Here is a 21,327-nt window from a genome sequence, read left to right on the forward strand (position 1 = left end):
TCCGGACGCTGTCCGGGGACGTCCGGGTTCGGACAGCGTGTCCGCCGGTAGGCCCACGACGGAGTTGCCCTCCGATGCGGTGGCGGCCTGGCGCAGGGTGCTCGGCGAGGCGCACGTGCTCACCGCGCCGGAGGACCGGGCGGCCGCCGGACGCTGTACGTTCCCGGCTCCGCAGCCGGAGGCGGTGCTGTGCCCGGCCGACGCGGCACAGACTCGGGACTGCTTGCGGATCGCCCATCGCCACGGCGTCCGTGTGCACCCGGTCAGCACCGGCCGGAACTGGGGCTACGGTTCCGGTTGCCCGCCCGTCGAGCACACCGTGGTGCTGCGGCTGGCCCGGCTGGACCGGATCCTCGGCCATGACGAGCAGCTCGGTCTGGTCACCGTACAGCCGGGTGTCACCTTCGGGCAGCTGGCCGAGGCCCTGGGGCAGCGCTCGCCGGAGTGGTTGCCTCCGTCCACCGGGGCCGGGCCGAGCACCTCCGTCCTGGCCAACGCACTCCAGCGCGGCCAGGGGCGGGGTCCCTACCAGGACATGGCTTCCCACCTGCGGCGGCTGGAGGTGGTTCGCCCCGACGGCACTCGGCTGTCGACCGGTCCCGGACCGGGGCCCGGGCTCACCGGGCTCTTCCTGCAAGGCGGTCCCGGCGTCGTCGTGTCCGCCGAGCTGTGGCTGCATCCGAGGCCGCGGGCGGGCCGGTCCGTGACCTTCCGGCTCCCCGACGAGCGACTCCTCCCCGGCGCCGTCGACGCCGCCCGGCGACTCCTGCAACGGACACCGGGCGGTGTGGCCGTGAGCCTGTGGAACCGGGCCCGGCTGGCGGCACAGGTGCTGCCCGCGCCGCGGAGCCGGCTGCCCGAGCACCTCGGCGGGCCGTGGACCGGGTACGCCGAGCTGTGGGCCGACGACCCCAGGGCGCTGGACCTGCGGTATGAATCCGTGCTGCGTGCCTTCGCCCCGTACGCCGACCACTGGGACAGCGACGACGTGACCGGGCACGCCGCCGCCCCGGGTGCTCCCGGGCCGCCGGAAGGCGCTGCACGGTACGACAGCGCCCCGGGCCTGGCGAGTGCCTACCGGCACAAACCCGGCGGACCGCTGTACGTTCCGGCCGGTCGGGAACGGGACCCCGACCGGGACCGTTGCGGAGTCCTCTGGTTCACTCCCCAGCTCCCGATGTCGGGTGCCCGGACCGACACCGTTCTGCGGCTGGTGGAACGGATCATGACGGACCGGGGCATGGAACCCTGTCTCGCCCTCCGCCTCGGCGCACGGGACCTGCGCTGTGTCACCGGGCTCTTCTGGGACCGTGACGAACCGGGAGCCGACGCGCGGGCGCTGGAGTGCCGCCGGGAACTGGTGCGCAGATGCGCGCGCATCGGTGTCCACCCCTGCCGGCCGGTCATCGGCGACGACCTGGGGGACGCCGGAAACGAAGGGAGCCGGTTGCTGCTCGATCAGGTCGCCTCGGTACTCGACCCGCGGGGGATCCTGGGGGCGCGACCCCGCCGGGGGAGCGGCCGGTGAGCGGGTTCCTTCCCCCGGCCTCCGTAGTCCCACCGCCCCCGGGCTTCGGTGCGGTGCTGGAGACACCGGAGGTGTCGGCGCTCCGGCGCCGCCTGCACGGCCGGGTGCGGGAGGTCGTAAGCCGGATGCCGCGTCCCCTGGCCGAGGACGTCGCCGCCCTGCTGGGCCGACACGGCCGGACCCGGACCGCCGACCAGGGAGATCTGTTCGTGCTGTTCCCCGCGCCGGTGTGGTCCTTCCTGCACTGGGTGCCCGCCGCCGGGCATCCGGACGCCGAGCGACTGCACGCCGCCGCGCTGCTGCTCCATCTGTGGGACGACCACCTGACGGACCGCCAACTCACCCCCGACTTGGCGGCGTTGCAGTTGCGCACCGAACTGTGGCGGTGCCTGGAGCAGGACGCGGCGGAGCTGTGTGCCGCCTGGGGTGCCGACCCCGGGCTGGTGGCCCGGCACACCGAGCGGTATCTGTGCGCCACGCATGCACGACGGACGCCCGCCGACCTGGACTCCTACTGTTCCCTCGCCCGTGAGCAGGCCGCGCTGTGGACCCTGCTGCCCCGGCTGCTGGAGACCGGCGGCCGGACGGAGGCCGGGTGGTCGTCGCTGGTGGAGGACTTCGCCGTGGCGTGGCGGCTGGTGGACGACGCGGCGGACCTGCGGCGCGACGCGGTCGCGGGGATCCGCTCGGCGGTGTGGTGGGAACTGCCCGCCGCCGGGCGGGCCCGGTGGGACGAGCGGGCCCGCCGCCCCGGCCGCGACGACGTTTCCGGGTACGTCCTCGGAGACGCGCAGCAGGACGGCTCCGAGGAGGCCGGATGCGCGGAGGCCGTGGGCCGGGTGCTCGCCCGGGCCGCCGCCCTGCTGGCCGCCGCGGCCGACCGGGCCGCGGCGGCCGGGGAGGAGGGCGTGGCCACCGAACTGCTGACCGCCCGGGCGGGGGTGCTCACATCAGTGCGCCGGCCGTGGTGACGGCGCAGTTCTTGGCGGTCTCCCAGACGTCGGTGGCCACCTTCTCCAGGACCTTGGCCGGGTCCTCCTTCAGGACGTTGACCACGTCGTTCCAGGACCGGATGCCGAAGCTCAGTTCCGCTTCGGTGGACACGAGCGTGGTGTCCAGGGCCCGGAGCGAGAACGCGCCGCTGAGCCGGACCATCGCCCCCGAGGCGACATCGACCTCGATCTCACCGCCCACGCGCACCCCGACCAACAGGCCGGCGCCCAGGGGGATCCCGGCGATCTGGGCGTCGCGGGGGAGGGTGATGTCGAAGCCGAGGTCGACACGGGCCCGGGCCTTCAACCCCTGTTCGTTGAGGCGGCAGTGGACCCCCACCCGGACGGCGACGATGTCCACGGCGAGATCGAAGGCGAATCCGCCCCTCTCCAGCAGCGCCTCGACGGCGAGGACCTGGTGGCCGAGGAGGGAGAGACTTCCGGAGAGGTAGAAGATCTTCTCCGGAAGCCGGCCCGCCTTGAGGTCTCCGGTGTCGAGCAGGAACTGCGGGCCTGTGATGCCGTCCCTGCCGGCGAACTTGAAGACGCCACCCAGTTCGATGGGTTCCCGCACCTGGCTGCTGACGTACAGGCCGGTGGGCTGGATGCGTACCTGGAACTGCCAGGTGTTGGTGCCGAAGGCGACATCACCCCTGGCGTAGAAGCCCGGCGCCCAGTTCTGCCCGGTAGCCCTGTTGGTCCAGCCGTCCGGGTCGGCGACGGCGCACAGGGCGACTTCCCGGACGACCACCGAGTCCAGCGGGCTCAGGGCGGGCGGCGGGTCCGGGGCGACGATCTTGACCAGATCGAGGACCGTCACCCCGCGCTCCGGGGATGTCCCCGTCAGGGAGAAGTAGAAGGCACTGACCGAGGGAGGGCTGACTCTGCCGTGCACGGCCAGTTCGAGGGAGGCCGGTCCGATGTCGACGGAGCCGCCGCCGCCCAGCTTGAACCCGTCGGTGCCGTAGCGCATCTCCAGGTAGAAGTACGCGATGTCGAAGCCCTCGATGCCGAACGCGTTGCGCCAGACGGACCGTTGCTTCGACACCGGCGCCAGTGGCAGGTCCCCGGGCATCCCCCTGGTGGTCGGGACGACGGCTGTGGTGGGCGTGGGGTCCGTGGTCGGCAGCAGGATGTGTCCGGGCCTGTCGAGAGTGACCACGGAGAGCTGCTGGGGGGTGGGTTGCCCGGGCAGGGCCGGGCCACCGGCCTCCTCTGCCCTGAGGACGAGGCCGAGGCTGAAGGTCCAGCCGATGTCCGTCTTCGCCACGTCACCGGCGGCGACGAATCGCAGGCTGGTCCCGGACGGTGACCCGAAGGCCGAGAGGTCCAGGAGGAAGCTGGTGGAGAGCTGGATCTTCCGGTCCTTGGGCACGATGGTCAGGCTGAGGGCGCCGAACCCGCTACCGGTGTCCTCCTCGCCGATGACGGCGGTGAACTCCGAGTCGGCGATGGAGCGGGTGAGCCGGGCCCGCAGCCGGATCCCCTCGGTGTCCGGGAAGATCTGCCGCAGGAAGGCGAGCGGTTCCCCGTAGCCGACTTCGGTGAAGAAGGTCAGCCCGCGGCCCAGCGTCCTGGGCAACGTGTCGGGCAGCTTGGCGTCGGCGTCCAGGGTGACGCCGTCCGCGGTACAGATGGCCAGGCCCGACTTGCGGAAGGTGAGGTCGCCGAGGACGCCGAGGACGTCGCCCCAGCCCTCGACGTCCTTGGGCGACCACGACCAGTCCCGCTGCCAGAGGGCGGCGGCGAAGAAGGTGCCTTCGGCGGACCGGCCGGCCTTCCCGGTCAGTGTCAGGGGGTGCTGTGTGCGGGTTCCGAACGTGACGTTCGTGGACAGGCCGAGTTCGTAGTGCACGTCCGCGGCGGGCTGCCCGGCCATGGCCTTGCCCGCGCGCAACGTGGCCTTGGACTTCTTGAGGACGACCGCCGGAGTCCCGTCGGGCAGTTCCAGCGGGCAGGACAGGCGCTTGAGCAGTTCGGTCAGTTCGATCTCGGGGAAGGTCCCCTCCAGGGCGAACGACTGGGGGAGGGTCCAGGTGGCAGTGAAGTCGACGGTCCTGTCGCCGCCTGCGGCGCCGAGCTTCGCCGTGGCCGACACCGTACCCGTGACCTCGTGGGAGGAGTCCGGGTGATCCGTCGGGTCGTCTGCGGTTGCCCCCTCCTCTTCCTTCTCACCCTGCTTCTCCCCTCCCTCTTCTCCCTTTTCCTTTTTCCTTTCCTTCTCCTCCTTCTTCTTCTCTTTCTTCTTCCGGTCGAGCTTCAGGGTGCCCCCGGTCAGCTCCACCTCGGCCGCTCCCAGCGACAGGGACCACGAGGTGGCGACCTTGGCGGTGAGGGAGTACTCGCCGGTCTTGGGGGTGGCCGAGCCGCTGAACTCGCTCAGCGTCAGGTCGGGGCCGACCGGCACGGAGGGCATGAAGCCCGCGAGCACGTCGGCGAGCTTCGCGGTGGTGTCCTTGTGCTGGGCCAGTTGGAAAGTGCCGGGCGGAATGCGCGCACTGGCGGTCAAATGGAGCGCCGGGGTGACGGTGAACGTGCCGTACCCGGTCACGGTGGCACCGCGTTTGCGGGTCAGCGGGCGGGTGACGGTCAGCTCGGCGCCCACCTCGGTCACCTCGACGGACTTCGCGACCGTCCAGGCGACCGTGGGCCTGGCACTGGCCTTGACGGTGACCTCGGTCACCGCCTCGGTCAGTCCTTCCCTCAGCTTGTCCGGGTCGATGACCAGGCCCAGCTCGGTGAGCAACACGCTGTCGCCCAGCCCGAAGCCCTGGTCGGTCAGTTGCCGCAGCGCGCTCCCGCTGCCGTCCCAGGAGGCCAGGGACGCCGTCGGCTGGGGCTCGCTCGGCAGCACCTCCGCGGTGAGGGTCACCTTCTCGGTCCCCGAGGGCAGCGGTGCGCCGACGGTCGCCTTCGTGCCCGGGGCGAGGGTGAGGTCCGCGCGCAGGCGCACCGGGTAGGCCACGGTGCTGGTGCCGTCGGCGGCCGTGGTGGTGCGGGAGCCGGCCCACACGCGGAAGGACGCCCCCAGCACGCCGGCGCCCCGCGGGGGCGAGGCCAGCGCGATGTCCGCACGGCGTTTGTCCTTGGGGCCGGGCGTGCGGGTGATGGGGCCGGTGAGTGAGAGGGCGCCCGACGCGAGGGCGAGCAACTCGCCGAGCCACTCCGCGGCGTCCGGCGTCCTCACCGTGGAGCCGTGGAAGGTCAGGCCGGGGAGGAGAGAGGGGCGCCCGTCGGCCGCCGGCCGGACGGTGGAGCTGAGGAGCAACTCCGGTTCCGTGGCGAAGCCGAGCCGGGCCAGACCGCTGTCCTTGGTCTCCGGGAAGGAGACGGGGAAGTTCCAGGTGGTGGGGAGCGCGAAGGGAAGGTAGAGGGAGGGCCGCTGATCGGCGGGGTCGAGGCCGATCTCGATACCGGTGACCGGCCGGTCCTTCACGCCGAGCAGGCTGGTGGTTCCGTCCAGGACGACGGTCCCGTCGGGCCGGGTGCTGCGCCGCACTCCCGTGACCGTGAGGGTGCCGTCGAGCCACTCGGTCACCAGGGGCGCGGCGGCGCAGCCGAAGTCGTCGCTGCTGAGGCTGATGGTGCGGTCGGTGGTGCGTCGGGTGAGGAGGGCGTCCAGTTCCTGTACGTGCATGGGGATCCCGGAGGTTCTGCCGCGGGACGCGGCGGGGCGGAAGGGGGCGGCGCGCAGCCGCACGTCGGCCGGGGCGGGGTCTACTGGGTGAGGTGGGCGGCGATGATGCCGCGTGCGGCGGTGGACAGCCCGGCGGCGATCTCGTCCTTCCGCGCGGCCGTGCGCTCGCGCATCCCGTGGAGGAGGACCGTCTTGACCTGGGTGGAGTTGAACAGACTGCGGATCACTTCCCTGAAGAGGTCACCGGTGGTCACGTCCACCGTCACTTCCTCGGCGGTGAGTTCCAGGTCGAGCGAGCGCAGGGAGATCTCCAGCGCGTCGGCGTCGGGCCCGCTGAAAACAAGTCCCGCCGCCAGCGAGGGCCGCGTGAGCGATGCCTTGAACGTCCCGCTCAGGACGTCGTCCTCGTCCTCGCCACTCGGGGGGAAGTCCGCCTCGAACCGGCCGGTGAGGACCAAGGGGGGCTCGGGCACGCGGAGCGGCGAGCCGTCCGCTCCCTGCGTGCCCGGGATGTCGGGCCGGTCCGTGATACGGCCGAGCCTCAGCGTCAGGTCGATGCCGTCGGCTGTCAGCCGCGCGTCCTCCGGGGGAATCAGCAGGTTGGGCAGGCCGTGCACGGTGACGTCGTGGAGGCGGACGGCGCTCAGCTCGATGCCCTTGACGGACTGCGGGCCCAGGTCGAGGAGCGGGATCCGGTAGGGGACGAGCACCGGGTCGTCCAGGGAGTGGATGACGGCCGGCGGATAGAAGGAGGAGGTGGGGGAGTTCACCGCGTGCCGGACCCTGTCGAACAGGTACTGCTCCACCGGTCCCGGTCGGGTGTCCGATCCTTCGACGGGAAGGGCGCCGGTGGACACCGGGCCCAGCACCCCGTCGAGTGCGGCTGCAAGCTGCTGGGTCACCACCATGGAGAACTCGTCGCGCTGCCCCGGGTCCGACAGGGCGGCCTCCATGGCGGCCCGGAGTTCCCTGCCGGCGTCCGGACTGTTGACCGCCTTCAGGGCTGCTCGCTTCCAGCTCTCGATCAACTTGGGGTCGGTCCATTCGTCCTCGATGGTCAGGTCCTTCCCGTCCAGGCAGAACGTGGGGGTGACACCGGCCGCGAGGCTGATGGAGTCCACGCGGGCCGCCAGGGTCCGGCCGGGGCCCCGGCCCGAGACGTGGAGGGCGACCTGGACGTCGAAGGCGAGGTCCCGGGCGGTGAGTTCGAGCGTTCCGCGGCCCTCCACCACCTGTTTCGGCCAGCTCACACCCTTCAGTCCCCGCGCCACCGTTGTCGTCGGGGGCAGGGGACCGGTCGAGTCGTCGTCGGGGTCGTCCGCGGCGACGACTTCCTGGCACAGCAGATAGCGGGTCTTGATCCTGATCTGGTCGCGGTCCTTCCACTCACCGCAGTGGTGGGCCCCCAGAGTGATGCGGACGGACCCCCGGTAGCCGTCGGAGTCCTCGGTGAGTCCGGTGAGTTCTCCCACGGCGGCGTTGGGGAGGTGGTGGATCTCGACCGAGGAGAAGGACAGCGTGGGAAGGGGGTTGGCCTCACTTCGGCGGGGGGTGAAGGCGTCCAGGTCCTCGGGCAGGTCCTTCGACTCGTCCTCGCGCTCCTGGGCGTCGTCGAAGGCATCTGCGACGGCCGTCCACCAGGCCTTGGCGATGGTGTCGCCCACCAGTGTGCCCTGCTCGCCCCCGATCGGGCCGAGCTTCCACTCCGCTGCCCGTAGCGGCGTCAAGGTGCCGCCGTCGGGGGCCTTCACCTCCTTGAGCAGGGTCGGCAGCCAGTAGCGGCTGCCCGGATTGTTCAACCGCTTCTTCATGGTGGTGTAGACGAAGTTGACCAGGGCGGTTCCCATGGTGTCTCCCTGTCGCGGGCTTGGGATGCCTGGTCCTGCCGGAGACGGCGGGCCAGGTCTGGAAGCTGGGCGGGCGGCGTGGCGGTGCTGGGCTCAGGGGGACCGGTCCACCACGTGCAGGGCCAGGTCGTGCAGGGCCCGGCGGTAGAGGTTGTCCGGGAAGGGGCGCAGGAACTCCAGGGCGTCGAGCGCCTGGGTGCGGGCATCCGCGTACGCACGGGCGAAGCCGCCGCCCGCACGGACCTGCGCGACGGCCCGCGCCAGCGCCGACGGGCCGGCGAGCTCCCCGCGCATGACCCGGCTCACGAGGTGGCCGGGACCCAGTTCGGCCATGGCGTAGATCAACGGCAGGGAAGCCCGGCCGCGCAGCAGGTCCACCCCGCACGGTTTGCCGGACGCGGCCTCCGCCCGGGCGAGGTCGAACAAGTCGTCCATGACCTGGAAGGCGCGGCCGAACCCACGTCCGTAGAAGCCGGCCCGGCGTGCGTCACTGCTGCGCCCGTCGGCCAGGACGACCCCGGCCTCGGCGGCCAGCCCGAACAGGACGGCCGTTTTGCGGTCCGCGGTCTGCCAGTAGCGGTTCACCAGGGCGGCCGGCTCCTGGGAGAGGTCGGTGTGCAGCTCGTCCAGCTCACCGCGGCAGGTGTCGAACGCGCTGTCCAGCACCAGCTTGACCAGTGCCATGTCTCGGTCGTGGTCGATGGCGTCCACGAAGCCCCGCACCGCCTGGACGAACTGCAGATCGCCGACGATCACCGCGGTGCCCGGTCCGCGGGCGGCGTTCACCGACGGCATTCCCCTGCGCAGCATGGAGTCGTCCACCACGTCGTCGTGGATGAGGGTGGCGACGTGGAGCATTTCCAGGGAGACGGCGCCCTGAAGCACCTTGGCCGGCAGCGGGGTGGGCCCGTGCACCATGCGGGCGGCCAGCAGCAGCACCGCCGGGCGCAGCCTCTTGCCCCGCCGGTAGACGGTGTACTCGGCTTCGCTGAGGTACTCCCGCTGGGGTTCCAGCGCCTCTTCCAGAGTCGCTTCGTAGCGGACCAGGTCTTCCGCCAGCAGCTCCGCCCAGACGGACCCGGCCACGTCCTCGGGGGCCGTGCCCTTGTCGAGGATGAGCACCGGTCAGGCCCCCTCGGTGGGCGGTGTGTACCCGGGCGTGCCGGCGAGGACGCTGTGGCGCAGCGTCTCGGCCGTGGAGTCGCGCAGCAGCCCCAGGAGGAAGGACATGCCGGCGAGGCGCTCCTTGGCCACCGCCCCGGCGTTTCCCTCCCAGTGCTCGTCCTGCACGCTGAGATCGAACTCCGGCAGGACGACCTCGACGTCTTCCGGCTCGGTGGGAAGACCGCCCGGCCCGGCCGGGAGCTTCACGGTGATCCGGACGTCCTCGAGCCGTGCCGAGACCCGCCCCAGGTGCAGCGTGTTGTCAGCGGGGCCGGCTTCGGCGGCCTCCTGGTGGTAGAAGGCCCGGTGGATGTTCTCGATGACCGCGTGGTCCTGTGCGCCCAGTGCCACCCAGCCGTCGGGCTCCGCCCCGGCGGTCGCGCCGGGCGCTTCCCGGGCCATGAGCTCCTCCGGACCGGCGGGCGGCTGGTAGCGCGCCATGGCCTCCGCGGACGGCGGGGACACCGTCCCCGAGTGGTCCTCGACCGTCTGGTACACCTGCTGCTGGGTCAGGGGAGTCGTGTCCTCGCCGGCGTTGCCGGTCTGCTGCACTTCGAGGCTGAAGGACTCGGCGGCTTCGGCCGCCGCCTCGTAGCGCTCGGCGTTGTGGTCGTCGCCCTTGCGCCTGCGGCTGCCGGCCTTCGTCATGAGGGTCGTGACCAGCAGGGTCCGCTGACTCCAGGCATGGCCGTTGTAAGAGACACCGCTTTCGTCGTCGGTCCACTCGTTGACCGGTTCTTGCTGACCAGAGGGAGTGCCGGGATCGGTGACGGAGTAGGTGTGCTCTGCCATGCGGCGGGTGACGCCGCCGGTCCTCCACGTCTTCCTCAGAGCCTTGCTGACACTGTCGGTGCCGGCGAAGACCTCGCAGTACGTGTCGTTGTGCTTCCCGTACTCGACCAGCAGCTTCCTGCCGTTCTCCGTCCGCATCAGGGCGTCGCGGTGCGCGCGGGCCCGCCCGTGCCATCGTTCCTGGGTCTGCTCGTCGGGCGGCGTATGGGGTGCGGGGGCAGCCGGGAACGTCGGCTCCTGCTGCTCTGCGGTCAGCGGCTGGAAGGGGTTGCCGCCGGCGTCGATCGCGCTGATCTCGTCCGGCCGCGCGTCGAGCGCGTAACGGCCGGTCAGCGACAGGGCCGGGATGCGGTACGTGACCTTGGTGACCTCCCCCAGGACTTCGCTGGACACCGCCGCCGGTGCCGCCAGGGGCTGCAGGGCGAGGTCGCCGAAGCGGATGCTCAGGGCGCCGGTGTCGTAGGGGACGGTGTCGATGTCGGTCGTGTCCACACCGCGGGCCAGGGGGTAGCCCGGTGTGTCGGCAAGGCGGAGGGGCTCGGCGGCGGAGGGCTCGCCGTCCGGGGAGACGTGAGGGTCGTTCATACGGAGAGGGCTCCTGGGAAGGGTGCGGTGCGGGATGGGTCAGGAGACGGACGCGGTGCCGCTGATCATGAGCATCCCGTTGTGGGAGCCCAGCTCCGGCTGGTCGAGCCGCACCTTCACCTCGGTGTCACCGGCGGGGAACGACGTTCCCAGGGGCTGGGGGAGCGGCACGTCGAGAGTCTGGTCGGTGAAGAATTCCCTGACGGCCGAGGCGGTGGGTTTCGACAGCAGCATGGACAGGATCCCGACCGGGACGGCGGCCACGCTCAACGGGAGGAAGGAGACGTCCGAGAGTTTCAGGTCCACCAGTTTGAGAGTCAGCTTCCCGTCGGGCGCGGTGCCGGCCCGGACGGTGACCTCCGGGGGGTCGGGCACGGTGATGGTCTTGAAGTCCATGAGTGCCATGTACGGGTCCTGTTCTTTCGGCGAGCGGGGGTCAGGCCAGGCGGAGCGAGGCGGTGAATCTGAGCATGCCGTCGCGACTGCTCAGGGACGGGTTGTCCAGGACGGGGGTGAGGGTCTGGCCGTTCAGGCGCAGGGGCGGTGGCGCGGGGAGCGGCAGCAGGTCGAAGGACTGGCCCGCGAGCAGCCGGTTCCCGACCTGGGGCAGCAGGATCCCGAGGGTCTGGGCCACGGGCCAGGCGACACCGGAGAGGATCTGCTCGCCGACGTTGCCGACCGGGCGCAGGGTGGTGACGAAGCCGGGGACGTCTTCCAGCGTCGCCCGGACCGTGGTGCCGGTCAGGTGCAGCCGGACGCGTACGCGCAGCGGTTCGGGAAGGACGGAGGCGTTGTAGGAGATGCCGATGTCGGACACGAGACTCCATGGGGGCGGGTGCGGAGGGGCAGGTGTGCCGTCAGTAGCTGGACAGAGCGCGGCCGATGCCCTCCGCGGCGTGGTTGAGGGCCTCCCCGATGTCCTGGAAGAGGTCGATCCCGGCTTCGGCGTGGACGGCCAGGGAGATGTCGACGTCCAGGTCCAGCGGGTTGCCGGCGACGCGGACGTCGGCGGCGTTCACGTGGACCCGGCCCTCGTACTGGGCCCGCCCGATCCCGAAACCGGAGCTTCCGCCGACGCTCTGCGAGCGGCCGGTCAGGCCGGACACGGCGGCGCGGGCCGCGCGTTCGAGCGCGGGCCGCGACAGCAGCACCTCGAACGCGGGGGCCCGGGGAAACAGGGCGACGGGATCGGGAGCCGGGGCCGGAGGCCGGTCGTCGGTGTTCGCGGCGCCGACCACCATGCCGGCTCCGGCGGTGAGGGCGAAGTCGCCGAAGGAGAGTCCCGCCACGCTGACACGGGGCAGTGCGGTACGGCCCAGCGGACCCAGTGCGGCCTGGAGCGCCCGGGGTACCACGATGTGCCGGTAGACGGCCCGGTCGCTGGGGTCCGGGACGTGCCGCAGGTCCAGTTCGGCACCCAGCGGGGTGATGCCGAGCGTCCCGGAGCCCGCGGCGAGCAGACACAGGACCTTCACCCTTCGAGTGGCCCGCTTGATGCCCGGGCCGCTGACGGTCAGCCGGGGGAGCAGCACGGTGAACGCGCCTCCCACCCGGCGGGGCGAGGCGCCGCGCGGGCCGATCGCCGCCCGCCACTCGTCGTCGGTGGGGTCGTGCAGCGACAGCACCGGCGGCTCTCCCAGCGACCACTCGAGCGGGACGCTCCGGTCACCGACGGGCACCTGGAGCGTGCCGGCCATGAGGGCGTCGCGCACTCCGGGACGGGACGCCGAGCTGCGCAGGAGGTCGTTGAGTGTGTCCTGTCCCAGGGCCACCACGAGATCGCTTCGGGTCACGCGGGCACGCTCCTCGTCACATGTTCTGGGTGGCCTCGACGAGCGCGCAGCCCTCGCCGGGGGCGATGGGGAAGAGGGAGACGCCGCCCTTCCAGGCGACGTCCACACCGGCGGTGAGCCGGGTGGGATCCCGGGCGTCGACCCGAAGATCCTTGAGCCCGCGGAAATACGCCTTGAGCGTGGCCTGGAGCACCCCTGTGAGCGTCTCGTCGACGTCGACGACGGGTTCGTGCTTGTCCGCCTCCTGCTGCGCGGCCGCGTTGACGAGCCTTTTCACCAGCGCGGGGGCGACCAGGCAGAAGACCTCCTTGCCGGTGGGCCAGTCGACCGCGGAGCCCGAGGAGGGGTCCGGCCGCGACCCGGTGGCGACGACCAGGTACCTGTCGGTGACGTCCACCAGGACGGGCGTGAGGTCCACGGACTGGCCCAGGAACTGCTGGGCGGGGAGTCTGAGCGCCTTCAGCAGGTCCCCACCCCGTTCGAGGAGTCGGGGGACGAGGACTCTCTTGAGGACCGTCCGGTCGTTGCTGTCGGCCGGGGGAGTCTCCATCCACACCCCGAGCGGATCGACCCGGACCCCGCCGTCGACGGCCAGCAGACCGGCGGGCACCGCCACGCTGCAGCTCAGCTCACGGGACGAACCGCCCTCCGCAGCCCACTGGAGCCACAACTCCGGCATCACCAACTGGACCACTCCGGAGGAGGGCAGCGTGCTGGCGCTCCCCTGTTTCCAGGTCTTCCGCCAGCGAGCGGCGTCGGGAGCGCCCAGGGAGATCCTCGGCGGTTTCCGAAGGTCCCACTTGAGGGAGTACCGGACGCCGGACATGACCTCGCTGTGGTCACCTCGCAGCAGCTCCCTGTGACGGGCGTGCAACTGCTCCAGCCCTCTGTCCAGAGACGCGGAGGTTACTCCGACGGCGAGTTCGAGTGTGGGGGTTCCCATACGGAGACCTTGGCAGGAAAATCCTCCCTCACCTGCCCCTTCTCGTGCCGTTCACTCAACCGGGGAGGCGTGGTCCGGCCCCGTGCGATCCGGGTTGTGCGCTCACGCGTGGAGACCCGGGACCCGCCCGGCCGGCCGCGCCCCTGCGCCCGGATCGAGCTGGCGGGACGAGGGTCTGCACCTCGGCCCCCTCCTGTGCCGCAGTGCCTCGACGCGGCGCTGGACGAGTCCGGCACCACGGCCAGTCGTCGTGCTGGGCGAAGAGTCCTCCACGGTGCTCACCTCCAGCCCGACGGGCGTGCCGATCGGGGGCTGCAAACCACACAAAGGGACCTTGGCCGGTCCTGTCGGCCATTCGAGCCCGAATGCCGCTTGTCGCCCCTTATGCGTCCGCAGCCTTTCGCCCCTTCTCGGCGGTTTCCGGGCAAGGATGGACTGTGCCGCCGCGACCGCGGGGCGCGCACGCCACGGTCTTCGGCGCCGCAGCCCGCTACCACTTCAAGGAGGACAACTCCCCATGACGTTGCACGAGACCGCCACCGACTGCGCGCAGGAGCTTCCCGGAGCCCGTCCGGGGCATCCCTTCGGGGACGACTGGGAGGTTCTCAAGGTGCGCGGCAAGGTGTCCATGCTGATGACCGAGGCCCCCTGGCGTCCTGTCGTGATCCTCACGTCGGAGCCCGGCGAGGCCCTGGCCCTGCGGGAACACAACAGCCACATCACCCCGGGCCACCACATGGACAAGAAGCACTGGATCACGCTGGAGGACGGGGACGGCGTGGACGAATCGCTCGTCCGAGAGCTCGTCACCGAGTCCTCCCGGCTTGTCGTCGCTCACCTGCCCAAGGCCGAGCAGCCGGTCGACCCGCACCCCTACGCCGACGGCACGCGGGCGTCCCGGTGAGCGCGGCAGGCGACCGGCTCCAGGAGACCGCCCGCGAGGCGGCCCTCGCCCTGCCCGACGTCAGCCGCTCACGCCCCCTTCACCCCTCAGCTCGACGTGTACAAGGTCGCGGGCAAGGTGTTCCTCATCGTCACCGACGACCCGGACGAGCAGATCATCACGGTCAAGTGCGAACCCGAGCACGCCCGTGCCCACGTGCACGCGCACGCTTCGATCACGCCCGGCCGCTACCTCGACAAACGCCACTGGATCACGCTGGGGCCGGGACCCGGTGTCACCAAGCGCCTCGTCACCGACGTGGTCGAGGACTCCTACGACCTGGTCGTCGAACGGATGCCACGACGCGACCGCCCGAGTCCCCGATGAGCACCTCCAGCGCGCCCACCAGTGGCTGATCCGACACCGGCCCATGCCCTGTACACAACTCACTGCGCTCGCCACCGACCGGCCGGGACACCGGCTGCGCGTCGACGAGAGCCACCGCTTCGACCGCGCCCAGCAGGACAGCGTCCTCCCCCGCGGGCCTGCAGAACAATGGACGCAAACGGCCTCCGCAGGGTCCGTCTGTACGATGCTCGGGCGTCTTGCCTCACGTACTTCGCCGACAACGGGGTGCCGGATCACCTGCTCGCCAGGTGGGCCGGGCACACGAACGTGAAGACGACGAAGAAGTGGCACGTGAAGCCGGACGTGGCGGACCTGCTTCCCGCGGCGGAGGCATGGGGAGGTCTCGCAGGGGGCGTGTGACAGATCGTGACAGATGAAGGTGTGAACCCGTGACCGAAGGCAAGACCGAGACGCTGCAATACCGCTTTGACGGGCCGGAACACCTACCAGTCCTGATCCTGGGGCCGTCTCTCGGCACCACATGGCACATGTGGGACCGGCAGGTGCCCGAACTGTCGCAGCACTGGCGGGTCTTCCGCTACGACCTGCCCGGGCACGGCGGCGCCCCGGCCCACCCGGCGGGGTCCGTCGCGGAACTCACCACGCGGCTGCTGGCCACCCTCGACGGGCTCGGCGTGCAGCGCTTCGGGTACGCCGGCTGCGCGTTCGGCGGTGCCGTCGGGATCGAGCTGGCGCTGCGCCACCCCGAGCGGCTCGCCTCCCTCGCGCTGATCGCCGCCTCGCCCCGGTTCGGCACGGCCGACGAGTTCCGCCAGCGCGGTGTGATCGTGCGCACCAACGGGCTCGACCCCATCGCCCGCAGTTCCCCCGAGCGCTGGTTCACCGGCGGGTACGCCGCCGCACAGCCGGCGATCACCGAGTGGGCGGTGCAGATGGTCCGGACCACCGACCCGGGCTGCTACATCTCCGCCTGCGAGGCCCTCGCCGCGTTCGACGTGCGCGGGGAACTCGGCCGGGTCGGCGTCCCGACGCTGGTCCTCGTCGGCTCCGACGACCAGGTCACCGGCCCCGCCGAGGCCCGCACCCTGGTCGCCGGGATCCCGGACGCCCGGCTCGCCGTCGTCCCGGGCGCCTCCCACCTGGTCCCGGTCGAGCAGCCCTCGGCCGTCACCGACCTGCTGGTGCGGCACTTCACCAGCGCCTGGCAGGCCGCCCACGACGCCTCGTCCACCGGCCAGGTCCCCGTGCCGGTACCGGCCCACCCCACCGCCCATCCGGTCCCGGCGGCCCCGGCGGCCCCGGTCCCCGGTCCGGCCGCCGCGCCCCTCCAGCCGGTGCCGGCTCCGCCGCAGACCGCGCCCATCGCCGAGATCGCCCCGGCCCCCGTCGTGCCGCCGCAGGCGCAGGGCAGGCCCGACCCGTACGACGCCGGGCTCAAGGTGCGCCGCGAGGTCCTCGGTGACGGGCACGTCGACCAGGAGCTCGCACGGGCGGACGACTTCTCCGGGGACTTCCAGGAGCTGCTCACCCGGTACGCGTGGGGCGAGATCTGGGACCGGCCGGGCCTGGACCGGCGTTCGCGGAGCTGCGTCACCCTCACCGCCCTCGTCGCCGGCGGGCACCTGGAGGAGCTGGCGCCCCACCTCAGGGCCGCCCTGCGCAACGGCCTCACCCCGGCCGAGATCAAGGAGGTACTGCTCCAGGCGGCCGTCTACTGCGGCGTACCGGCCGCGAGCGGGGCGTTCCGGGTGGCCCAGCAGGTCATCCGCGAGGAGACGACACCACCGGAGTGAGCCCCTCGGGCGGGAAGCGGGCGCGCGGCGGCAGGATGGAGTCATGAAGCTCATCAAGAAGTCGCACGCCTGTGTCCGCCTCGAAAAGGACGGAGGGACGCTCGTCCTGGACCCCGGCGGGTTCACCGAGGAGGACGCCGCCCTCGGCGCGGACGCGATCCTCGTCACCCACGAGCACCCGGACCACTTCGACGAGCTGCGGCTGCGGGCCGCGATGGAGGACAACCCGGCGGCGGAGATCTGGACGCTCAGGTCGGTCGCGGAGAAGATCTCGGCGGCGTTCCCGGGCCGCGTCCACACCGTCGGCCACGGCGACACCTTCACCGCCGCCGGGTTCGACGTGCGGGTCCACGGGGAGCTGCACGCGGTGATCCACCCGGACATCCCGCGCGTCACCAACGTCGGCTTCCTCGTGGACGGCGGCAAGGTCTTCCACCCCGGCGACGCCCTCACCGTCCCCGACCATCCGGTCGAGACGCTGATGCTGCCGGTCATGGCCCCCTGGAACAAGATCTCCGAAGTGATCGACTACGTCCGCGAGGTCCGGCCGCAGCGCGCCTACGACGTCCACGACGCGCTCCTGACCGACCTGGCCCGCCCGATCTACGACCGCCAGATCGGCGAGCTGGGCGGCACCGAGCACCTGCGGCTGACGCCCGGCGACTCGGCGCGGCTGTGAGACCCCGGCGCCCGGGGCGGGACCGCGTTGTCAGTGCCGCCCGGTAGGTTGGGGAACATGCGCATCGCGACCTGGAACGTGAACTCGATCACCGCCCGCCTGCCGAGGCTGCTGGCCTGGCTGGAGAGCAGCGGCACCGACGTGCTGTGCCTCCAGGAGGCCAAGGTCGCCGAGGCGCAGTTCCCCTTCGACGCGCTGCGCGAGGCGGGTTACGAGGCGGCGGTCCACGCCACCGGCCGGTGGAACGGGGTGGCGGTCCTCTCCCGCGTGGGCATCGAGGACGTGGTCAAGGGCCTGCCCGGCGACCCCGGCTACGAGGGCGCCCAGGAGCCGCGCGCCATCTCCGCCACGTGCGGCCCCGCCCGGGTCTGGTCGGTGTACGTGCCCAACGGCCGCGAGGTGGAGCACCCGCACTACGCCTACAAGCTCCAGTGGTTCGAGGCCCTGCGCGCCGCCGTCCAGAGCGACGCGGCCGGCGACCGCCCCTTCGCCGTGATGGGGGACTACAACGTCGCGCCGACCGACGACGACGTCTACGACCGCGCCGCCTTCGAGGGCGCCACCCACGTCACCCCGGCCGAGCGCGCCGCCCTCGCCTCGCTGCGCGGCACCGGCCTGTCCGACGTGGTGCCGCGCCCGCTGAAGTACGACCACCCCTACACGTACTGGGACTACCGCCAGCTCTGCTTCCCCAAGAACCGCGGCATGCGCATCGACCTGGTGTACGGCAACGAGCCCTTCGCCAAGGCGGTCACCGACTCCTACGTGGACCGCGAGGAGCGCAAGGGCAAGGGCGCCTCGGACCACGCGCCGGTCGTGGTGGACCTGGACCTGTAGCCGCACCCGCCCCCGCACCGGCCCTTGCTCCCCGCACGCACGTCACCTCCGCGTGCCCTGTGGTGCACATGGCCGTACGAATGACAGTCTGGAGGTATGAACTTCCCCTTCCTGGGCAAGCGGCGCGAAGACCCCCGGGTGCACGACGCGGAGGGCATCGGCGACCTGCTCGCCGAGTGCGATCTGCTGCGCGCGCAGGCGCTGCGGGAGGGGGTCCGGCTCGACGACTCCGCGCTCTCGCTGGAGCAGTTGGACCAGATGCTGCCGCGCTGGCGCGGTGACGAGGAGAACCTGACCTGGCTCGGCAACGACGCGGGTCTCTACCTCGGCACCGTCATCGTGCGCACCGTGGCCGGCGCCGCGTGGGCCATCCGGGCCGACGGCCAGCCGGTCGTCCGCCTCGCCGGCGGCCGGGAGTTCGACGTGGTGGCGAACGGGCACGCCTGGGCGGAGGACGGCGTACCCGAACTCTCCCAGCTCTACGGCGAAGTCGCGGAGGCGTGAGCACCGTTCCCGCCTCCGTGGCCGCCCGCTCCCGGGCTGTCTGCCGCGCGGCAGGCTGCCTTAAATAGGGGTAATGCCCGCAGGTGCGTGTCGGCGCCGCATGCCGGGTTTGTCTCGGTACGTTGCGGTAGTCGGAGCGGACACGAACGCACGGGGGACCTACGCAGGGTGCAGCCGCAGATCACTGCTCGCGGGCGAGGAGAAGGTCAGTTGCACACCGGCGGGCGACCTCGTCGGGGTACCGCTTCACGACGTGGCGCCCGCCGGTCCGCTCAGTGGGAGGTGCCGGACGGTGTCGTGGGCAGGTACCCGGGCGCCCGCCAGGCGTTCAGGCGCTGCTCCACCGCCCCGCCCAGGGAGAGCAGTTCGGCGTCCTGCCGGTCGCCGGCCATGAGGAGCAGCCCGACCGGCAGTTCGCCGACGAACCCGGCGGGCACGGACAGCGAGGGGTACCCGGCGACGGCGGCGGGGGTCGAGGACGGGATCACGTCGTTGTCGCCCCGCGCGCAGTCGGTCGTCCACGCGGGCGGGTTGGCCGGGGAGGCGATGGCGTCCAGGCCGTGCTCGGTCATGACCTCGTCGATGGACCGCCGGGACAGGTCGGTCAACTCCGCGCGCATCGCCCGGTACTCCGGGTCGGTCGTGGGCGGCGCGGCCAGCGCCTGCTCGAACAGCTCCTGGCCGGCGAAGCAGCTCTGCTCCTGCGGGTGCGTCCGGTTGAACTCGATCAGCCCGGCCAGGTTCCGCGGTCCCTCGCGGGTGGCGAGGTAGGCGTCGATGTCCCGGTGGAACTCGCTCAGCAGCGCCGGGAACTCCAGCTCGGCCAGGCGCTCCTGGTACGGCAGGCTCACCTCGACGACCTCGGCCCCCGCCGCCCCGAGCCGCTCGGCGGTGCGGGTCATCAGGGCGTCCACCTCGGCTCCCAGTGACGGCAGCCGCCACAGGCCGATCCGCTTGCCGCGCAGCGTGCCGGCACCGCCGGCCGCGTCGGTGAGGCTCGGCGCGTCGCCCTCCCGCACGGTGTCACGTCCGCTGAGCACCGCGAGGGTGAGCGCGGTGTCGGTCACGTTGCGCGCCATGGGGCCGGCCGTGTCCTGCTCGGCGGAGATCGGCACGACGCCCGACTGGCTGACCACGCCGAGGCTGGGCTTGAGGCCGACCACGCCGTTCATCCCGGCGGGGCAGACGATGGAGCCGTCCGTCTCCGTCCCGATCGCCACCTGCGCCAGCGACGCGGCGAGCGCCGCGGCCGAACCGGAGGACGAGCCGCAGGGGTTGCGGTCCAGGACGTACGGGTTGTTCGTCTGGCCGCCCACCGCCGACCACCCCGACGTCGGCTTCGCCGCACGGAAGTTGGCCCACTCGGACAGGTTGGCCTTGCCGAGGATCACCGCCCCGGCCGCCCGCAGCTTCTTCACCAGGTCGGCGTCGGCGGCCGGCGGGCGTCCGGCCAGCGCCAGGGACCCGGCGGTCGTCGGCATGTCCCGGGTGTTCACGTTGTCCTTGAGCAGGACGGGGATGCCGTCCAGCGGGCCGCGGGACTTGCCGAGGCGATGCCTGAGGTCGCTGGCGACGGCCTGGCCCAGGGCCGTCGGGCTGGTGCGCAGCACCGCGTTGATCTTCGGGTCGACGGCTTTGATCCGCCGCAGGTAGGCGAGGGTCAGCCGGAGCGAGGACAGGGACCCGCGGTCCATGCGTGCCTGCAGTTCGGGGATGGTCACCGTGTCGAGGTCCACGCCGCGGACGAGTGCCGACTCGGCGGATCGCGCCGGGTCGCCGGGTCCGGGTTCGGCGGCCCGGACCCGCTGACCGGGTGCCGCCGCCACGAGGGGGACCACGACCAGGATCGCGGTCAGGGCCGCCATGCTTCTCTTCTTCATGCGGCACACCCCACTACACCGGGCGGCGGGGGCACAAGGGGCCCTTTCCGTGCACCAGTTGGGGGTGCCGCGCCCCCTTGACGGGCCCTCCACCTTCGCTAAGGTCTAGACCTGCATGTCCTAGGTCTAGACCTGCGGCGCGGTGTTGCCTCATCGGCAACGTCGTACATACGCCGGGGCAGGCTGGTTCGACGTGGACCGAAGGGAAATGTCATGCGCATGAAAAGAAGAGTGGCCGCCGCCGTGGGAGCGCTGGTCGCCCCCGTCGTGGCCCTGAGCCTGCCGGCACCCACGGCGAGCGCCCACGGCTGGGTGGTCTCGCCGGGGAGCCGTCAGGACCAGTGCGCCAACCGCGTGGTGCAGTGCGGGCAGATCAAGTGGGAACCGGCCAGCGTCGAGGGCCCGAAGGGGCTGCGCAACTGCAGCGGCGGCGACCCGCGGTGGGCCGACCTGGACGACGACTCCAAGGGCTGGCGGGTCACGCCGATCGGCACCAGCCACACCTTCACCTGGACCATCGAGGCGCGGCACGCCACGAGCAACTGGCAGTACTTCATCGGCGACCGGAAGATCGCCCAGTTCGAGGGACGCGGCGCCCTTCCGCCCGCCTCGGTCAGCCACCAGCTGGACTTCAGCGGGTTCTCCGGGCGGCAGAAGGTGCTCGCGGTGTGGAACATCGCGGACACCGCCAACGCCTTCTACGCCTGCATCGACGTCAACATCGGCGGTGGGGGCGACAACGGTGGAGGCGACAACGGCGGAGGTGACAACGGCGGGGGCGACAACGGCGGTGGTGACGGCGGCGAGCAGCCGGGCGACTGCGTCGCCGGGGCCTGGAGCGCCGGGAGCGTCTACACCGGAGGTCAGACCGTCTCCCACGCCGGTCACAACTGGCGTGCCAAGTGGTGGGTGACGGGCGAGGAGCCCGGCACCACCGGCGAATGGGGCGTCTGGGAGGACCTCGGCGCCTGCTGAACCGCGGCACCGCCCTTCCCGGCCGGCCTTGCAGGGCCGGGCGAGCACGACCGGCCGGCGTACGCACCGGAAGCTGCGTGCGCCGGCCCGCGCCGTCGTGGGCCGGTCCGGACCGGCCCGCATCTC

At 72.0% G+C, this 21,327-nt stretch carries 18 protein-coding genes; 9 read left to right on the forward strand and 9 right to left on the reverse strand.

The genetic code is table 11. The features are described from left to right. The first annotated feature begins 37 nt into the window (after window positions 1-37). Together Sdi02f_RS00720 and Sdi02f_RS00725 are read left to right on the forward strand one after the other, a co-directional pair. Window positions 38-1,528: an FAD-binding oxidoreductase gene (locus Sdi02f_RS00720; protein ID WP_159107620.1), complete on the forward strand. Its 1,491-nt coding sequence runs from the start codon at window positions 38-40 to the stop codon at window positions 1,526-1,528. Further along, a complete protein-coding gene (locus tag Sdi02f_RS00725) occupies window positions 1,525-2,499 on the forward strand; it encodes a hypothetical protein (protein ID WP_159107621.1) in 975 nt (324 codons plus the stop codon). The genes Sdi02f_RS00720 and Sdi02f_RS00725 overlap by 4 nt, the downstream gene beginning before the upstream one ends. Here Sdi02f_RS00725 and Sdi02f_RS00730 read toward each other — a convergent pair. The 8 genes from Sdi02f_RS00730 to Sdi02f_RS00765 form a co-directional block, all read right to left on the reverse strand. Continuing rightward, the gene (locus Sdi02f_RS00730; protein WP_108932498.1) at window positions 2,474-6,157 is read right to left on the reverse strand and encodes a hypothetical protein; all 3,684 of its coding nucleotides are present in this window, start codon (window positions 6,155-6,157) and stop codon (window positions 2,474-2,476) included. The two genes, Sdi02f_RS00725 and Sdi02f_RS00730, sit on opposite strands and share 26 nt — an antisense overlap. An 80-nt stretch (window positions 6,158-6,237) precedes the next feature. After that, window positions 6,238-8,004, reverse strand: a complete 1,767-nt coding sequence (locus Sdi02f_RS00735; RefSeq protein WP_108932499.1) for a hypothetical protein — start codon at window positions 8,002-8,004, stop codon at window positions 6,238-6,240. Between the two features lie 93 nt (window positions 8,005-8,097). Continuing rightward, window positions 8,098-9,126, reverse strand: a complete 1,029-nt coding sequence (locus Sdi02f_RS00740) for a polyprenyl synthetase family protein (RefSeq protein WP_108932500.1) — start codon at window positions 9,124-9,126, stop codon at window positions 8,098-8,100. A gap of 3 nt (window positions 9,127-9,129) precedes the next feature. After that, window positions 9,130-10,545 (reverse strand): hypothetical protein, encoded by a 1,416-nt coding sequence (locus Sdi02f_RS00745; RefSeq protein ID WP_108932501.1) that lies wholly within the window; start codon window positions 10,543-10,545, stop codon window positions 9,130-9,132. 39 nt (window positions 10,546-10,584) lie between these two features. After that, on the reverse strand, window positions 10,585-10,950 hold the full coding sequence (locus Sdi02f_RS00750; protein ID WP_030403514.1) for a hypothetical protein: 366 nt from the start codon (window positions 10,948-10,950) through the stop codon (window positions 10,585-10,587). A 31-nt stretch (window positions 10,951-10,981) separates the two neighbouring features. After that, a complete protein-coding gene (locus tag Sdi02f_RS00755; RefSeq protein WP_030403515.1) occupies window positions 10,982-11,362 on the reverse strand; it encodes a hypothetical protein in 381 nt (126 codons plus the stop codon). 40 nt (window positions 11,363-11,402) lie between these two features. Further along, window positions 11,403-12,338 (reverse strand): hypothetical protein, encoded by a 936-nt coding sequence (locus tag Sdi02f_RS00760; protein ID WP_159107622.1) that lies wholly within the window; start codon window positions 12,336-12,338, stop codon window positions 11,403-11,405. Window positions 12,339-12,354: 16 nt separating this feature from the next. After that, the gene (locus tag Sdi02f_RS00765) at window positions 12,355-13,281 is read right to left on the reverse strand and encodes a hypothetical protein (protein WP_159107623.1); all 927 of its coding nucleotides are present in this window, start codon (window positions 13,279-13,281) and stop codon (window positions 12,355-12,357) included. 517 nt (window positions 13,282-13,798) lie between these two features. On the opposite strand from Sdi02f_RS00765, the gene Sdi02f_RS00770 reads away from it, so the two are divergent. The 6 genes from Sdi02f_RS00770 (at window position 13,799) to Sdi02f_RS00800 (ending at window position 18,346) form a co-directional block, all read left to right on the forward strand. After that, the gene (locus tag Sdi02f_RS00770; RefSeq protein WP_108932504.1) at window positions 13,799-14,185 is read left to right on the forward strand and encodes an MmcQ/YjbR family DNA-binding protein; all 387 of its coding nucleotides are present in this window, start codon (window positions 13,799-13,801) and stop codon (window positions 14,183-14,185) included. Between the two features lie 96 nt (window positions 14,186-14,281). Next, window positions 14,282-14,551 carry an MmcQ/YjbR family DNA-binding protein gene (locus Sdi02f_RS00775; RefSeq protein WP_245962119.1) on the forward strand — a complete coding sequence of 90 codons (270 nt, stop codon included), beginning with the start codon at window positions 14,282-14,284 and terminating at the stop codon, window positions 14,549-14,551. Window positions 14,552-14,961: 410 nt separating this feature from the next. Then, entirely contained in the window at window positions 14,962-16,326 is a 1,365-nt protein-coding gene (gene pcaDC / locus Sdi02f_RS00785) for a bifunctional 3-oxoadipate enol-lactonase/4-carboxymuconolactone decarboxylase PcaDC (RefSeq protein WP_108932505.1), read from the forward strand. 43 nt (window positions 16,327-16,369) lie between these two features. Next, window positions 16,370-17,005 (forward strand): MBL fold metallo-hydrolase, encoded by a 636-nt coding sequence (locus tag Sdi02f_RS00790; RefSeq protein WP_030404559.1) that lies wholly within the window; start codon window positions 16,370-16,372, stop codon window positions 17,003-17,005. Between the two features lie 57 nt (window positions 17,006-17,062). Continuing rightward, on the forward strand, window positions 17,063-17,842 hold the full coding sequence (locus Sdi02f_RS00795; protein ID WP_030404560.1) for an exodeoxyribonuclease III: 780 nt from the start codon (window positions 17,063-17,065) through the stop codon (window positions 17,840-17,842). 96 nt (window positions 17,843-17,938) lie between these two features. Further along, window positions 17,939-18,346, forward strand: a complete 408-nt coding sequence (locus tag Sdi02f_RS00800; RefSeq protein ID WP_053662936.1) for a DUF6278 family protein — start codon at window positions 17,939-17,941, stop codon at window positions 18,344-18,346. A gap of 272 nt (window positions 18,347-18,618) precedes the next feature. Here Sdi02f_RS00800 and Sdi02f_RS00805 read toward each other — a convergent pair whose 3' ends face one another. Further along, entirely contained in the window at window positions 18,619-20,226 is a 1,608-nt protein-coding gene (locus Sdi02f_RS00805; protein ID WP_030404562.1) for an amidase family protein, read from the reverse strand. Window positions 20,227-20,439: 213 nt separating this feature from the next. Here Sdi02f_RS00805 and Sdi02f_RS00810 point away from each other — a divergent pair, with 213 nt between their 5' ends. After that, window positions 20,440-21,201, forward strand: a complete 762-nt coding sequence (locus tag Sdi02f_RS00810) for a lytic polysaccharide monooxygenase (protein ID WP_030404563.1) — start codon at window positions 20,440-20,442, stop codon at window positions 21,199-21,201. The last annotated feature ends 126 nt before the right edge of the window (window positions 21,202-21,327 follow it).

Origin of the sequence: Streptomyces ardesiacus, assembly GCF_003112575.1 — a bacterium.
In the GTDB taxonomy this organism is placed as follows: domain Bacteria; phylum Actinomycetota; class Actinomycetes; order Streptomycetales; family Streptomycetaceae; genus Streptomyces; species Streptomyces ardesiacus.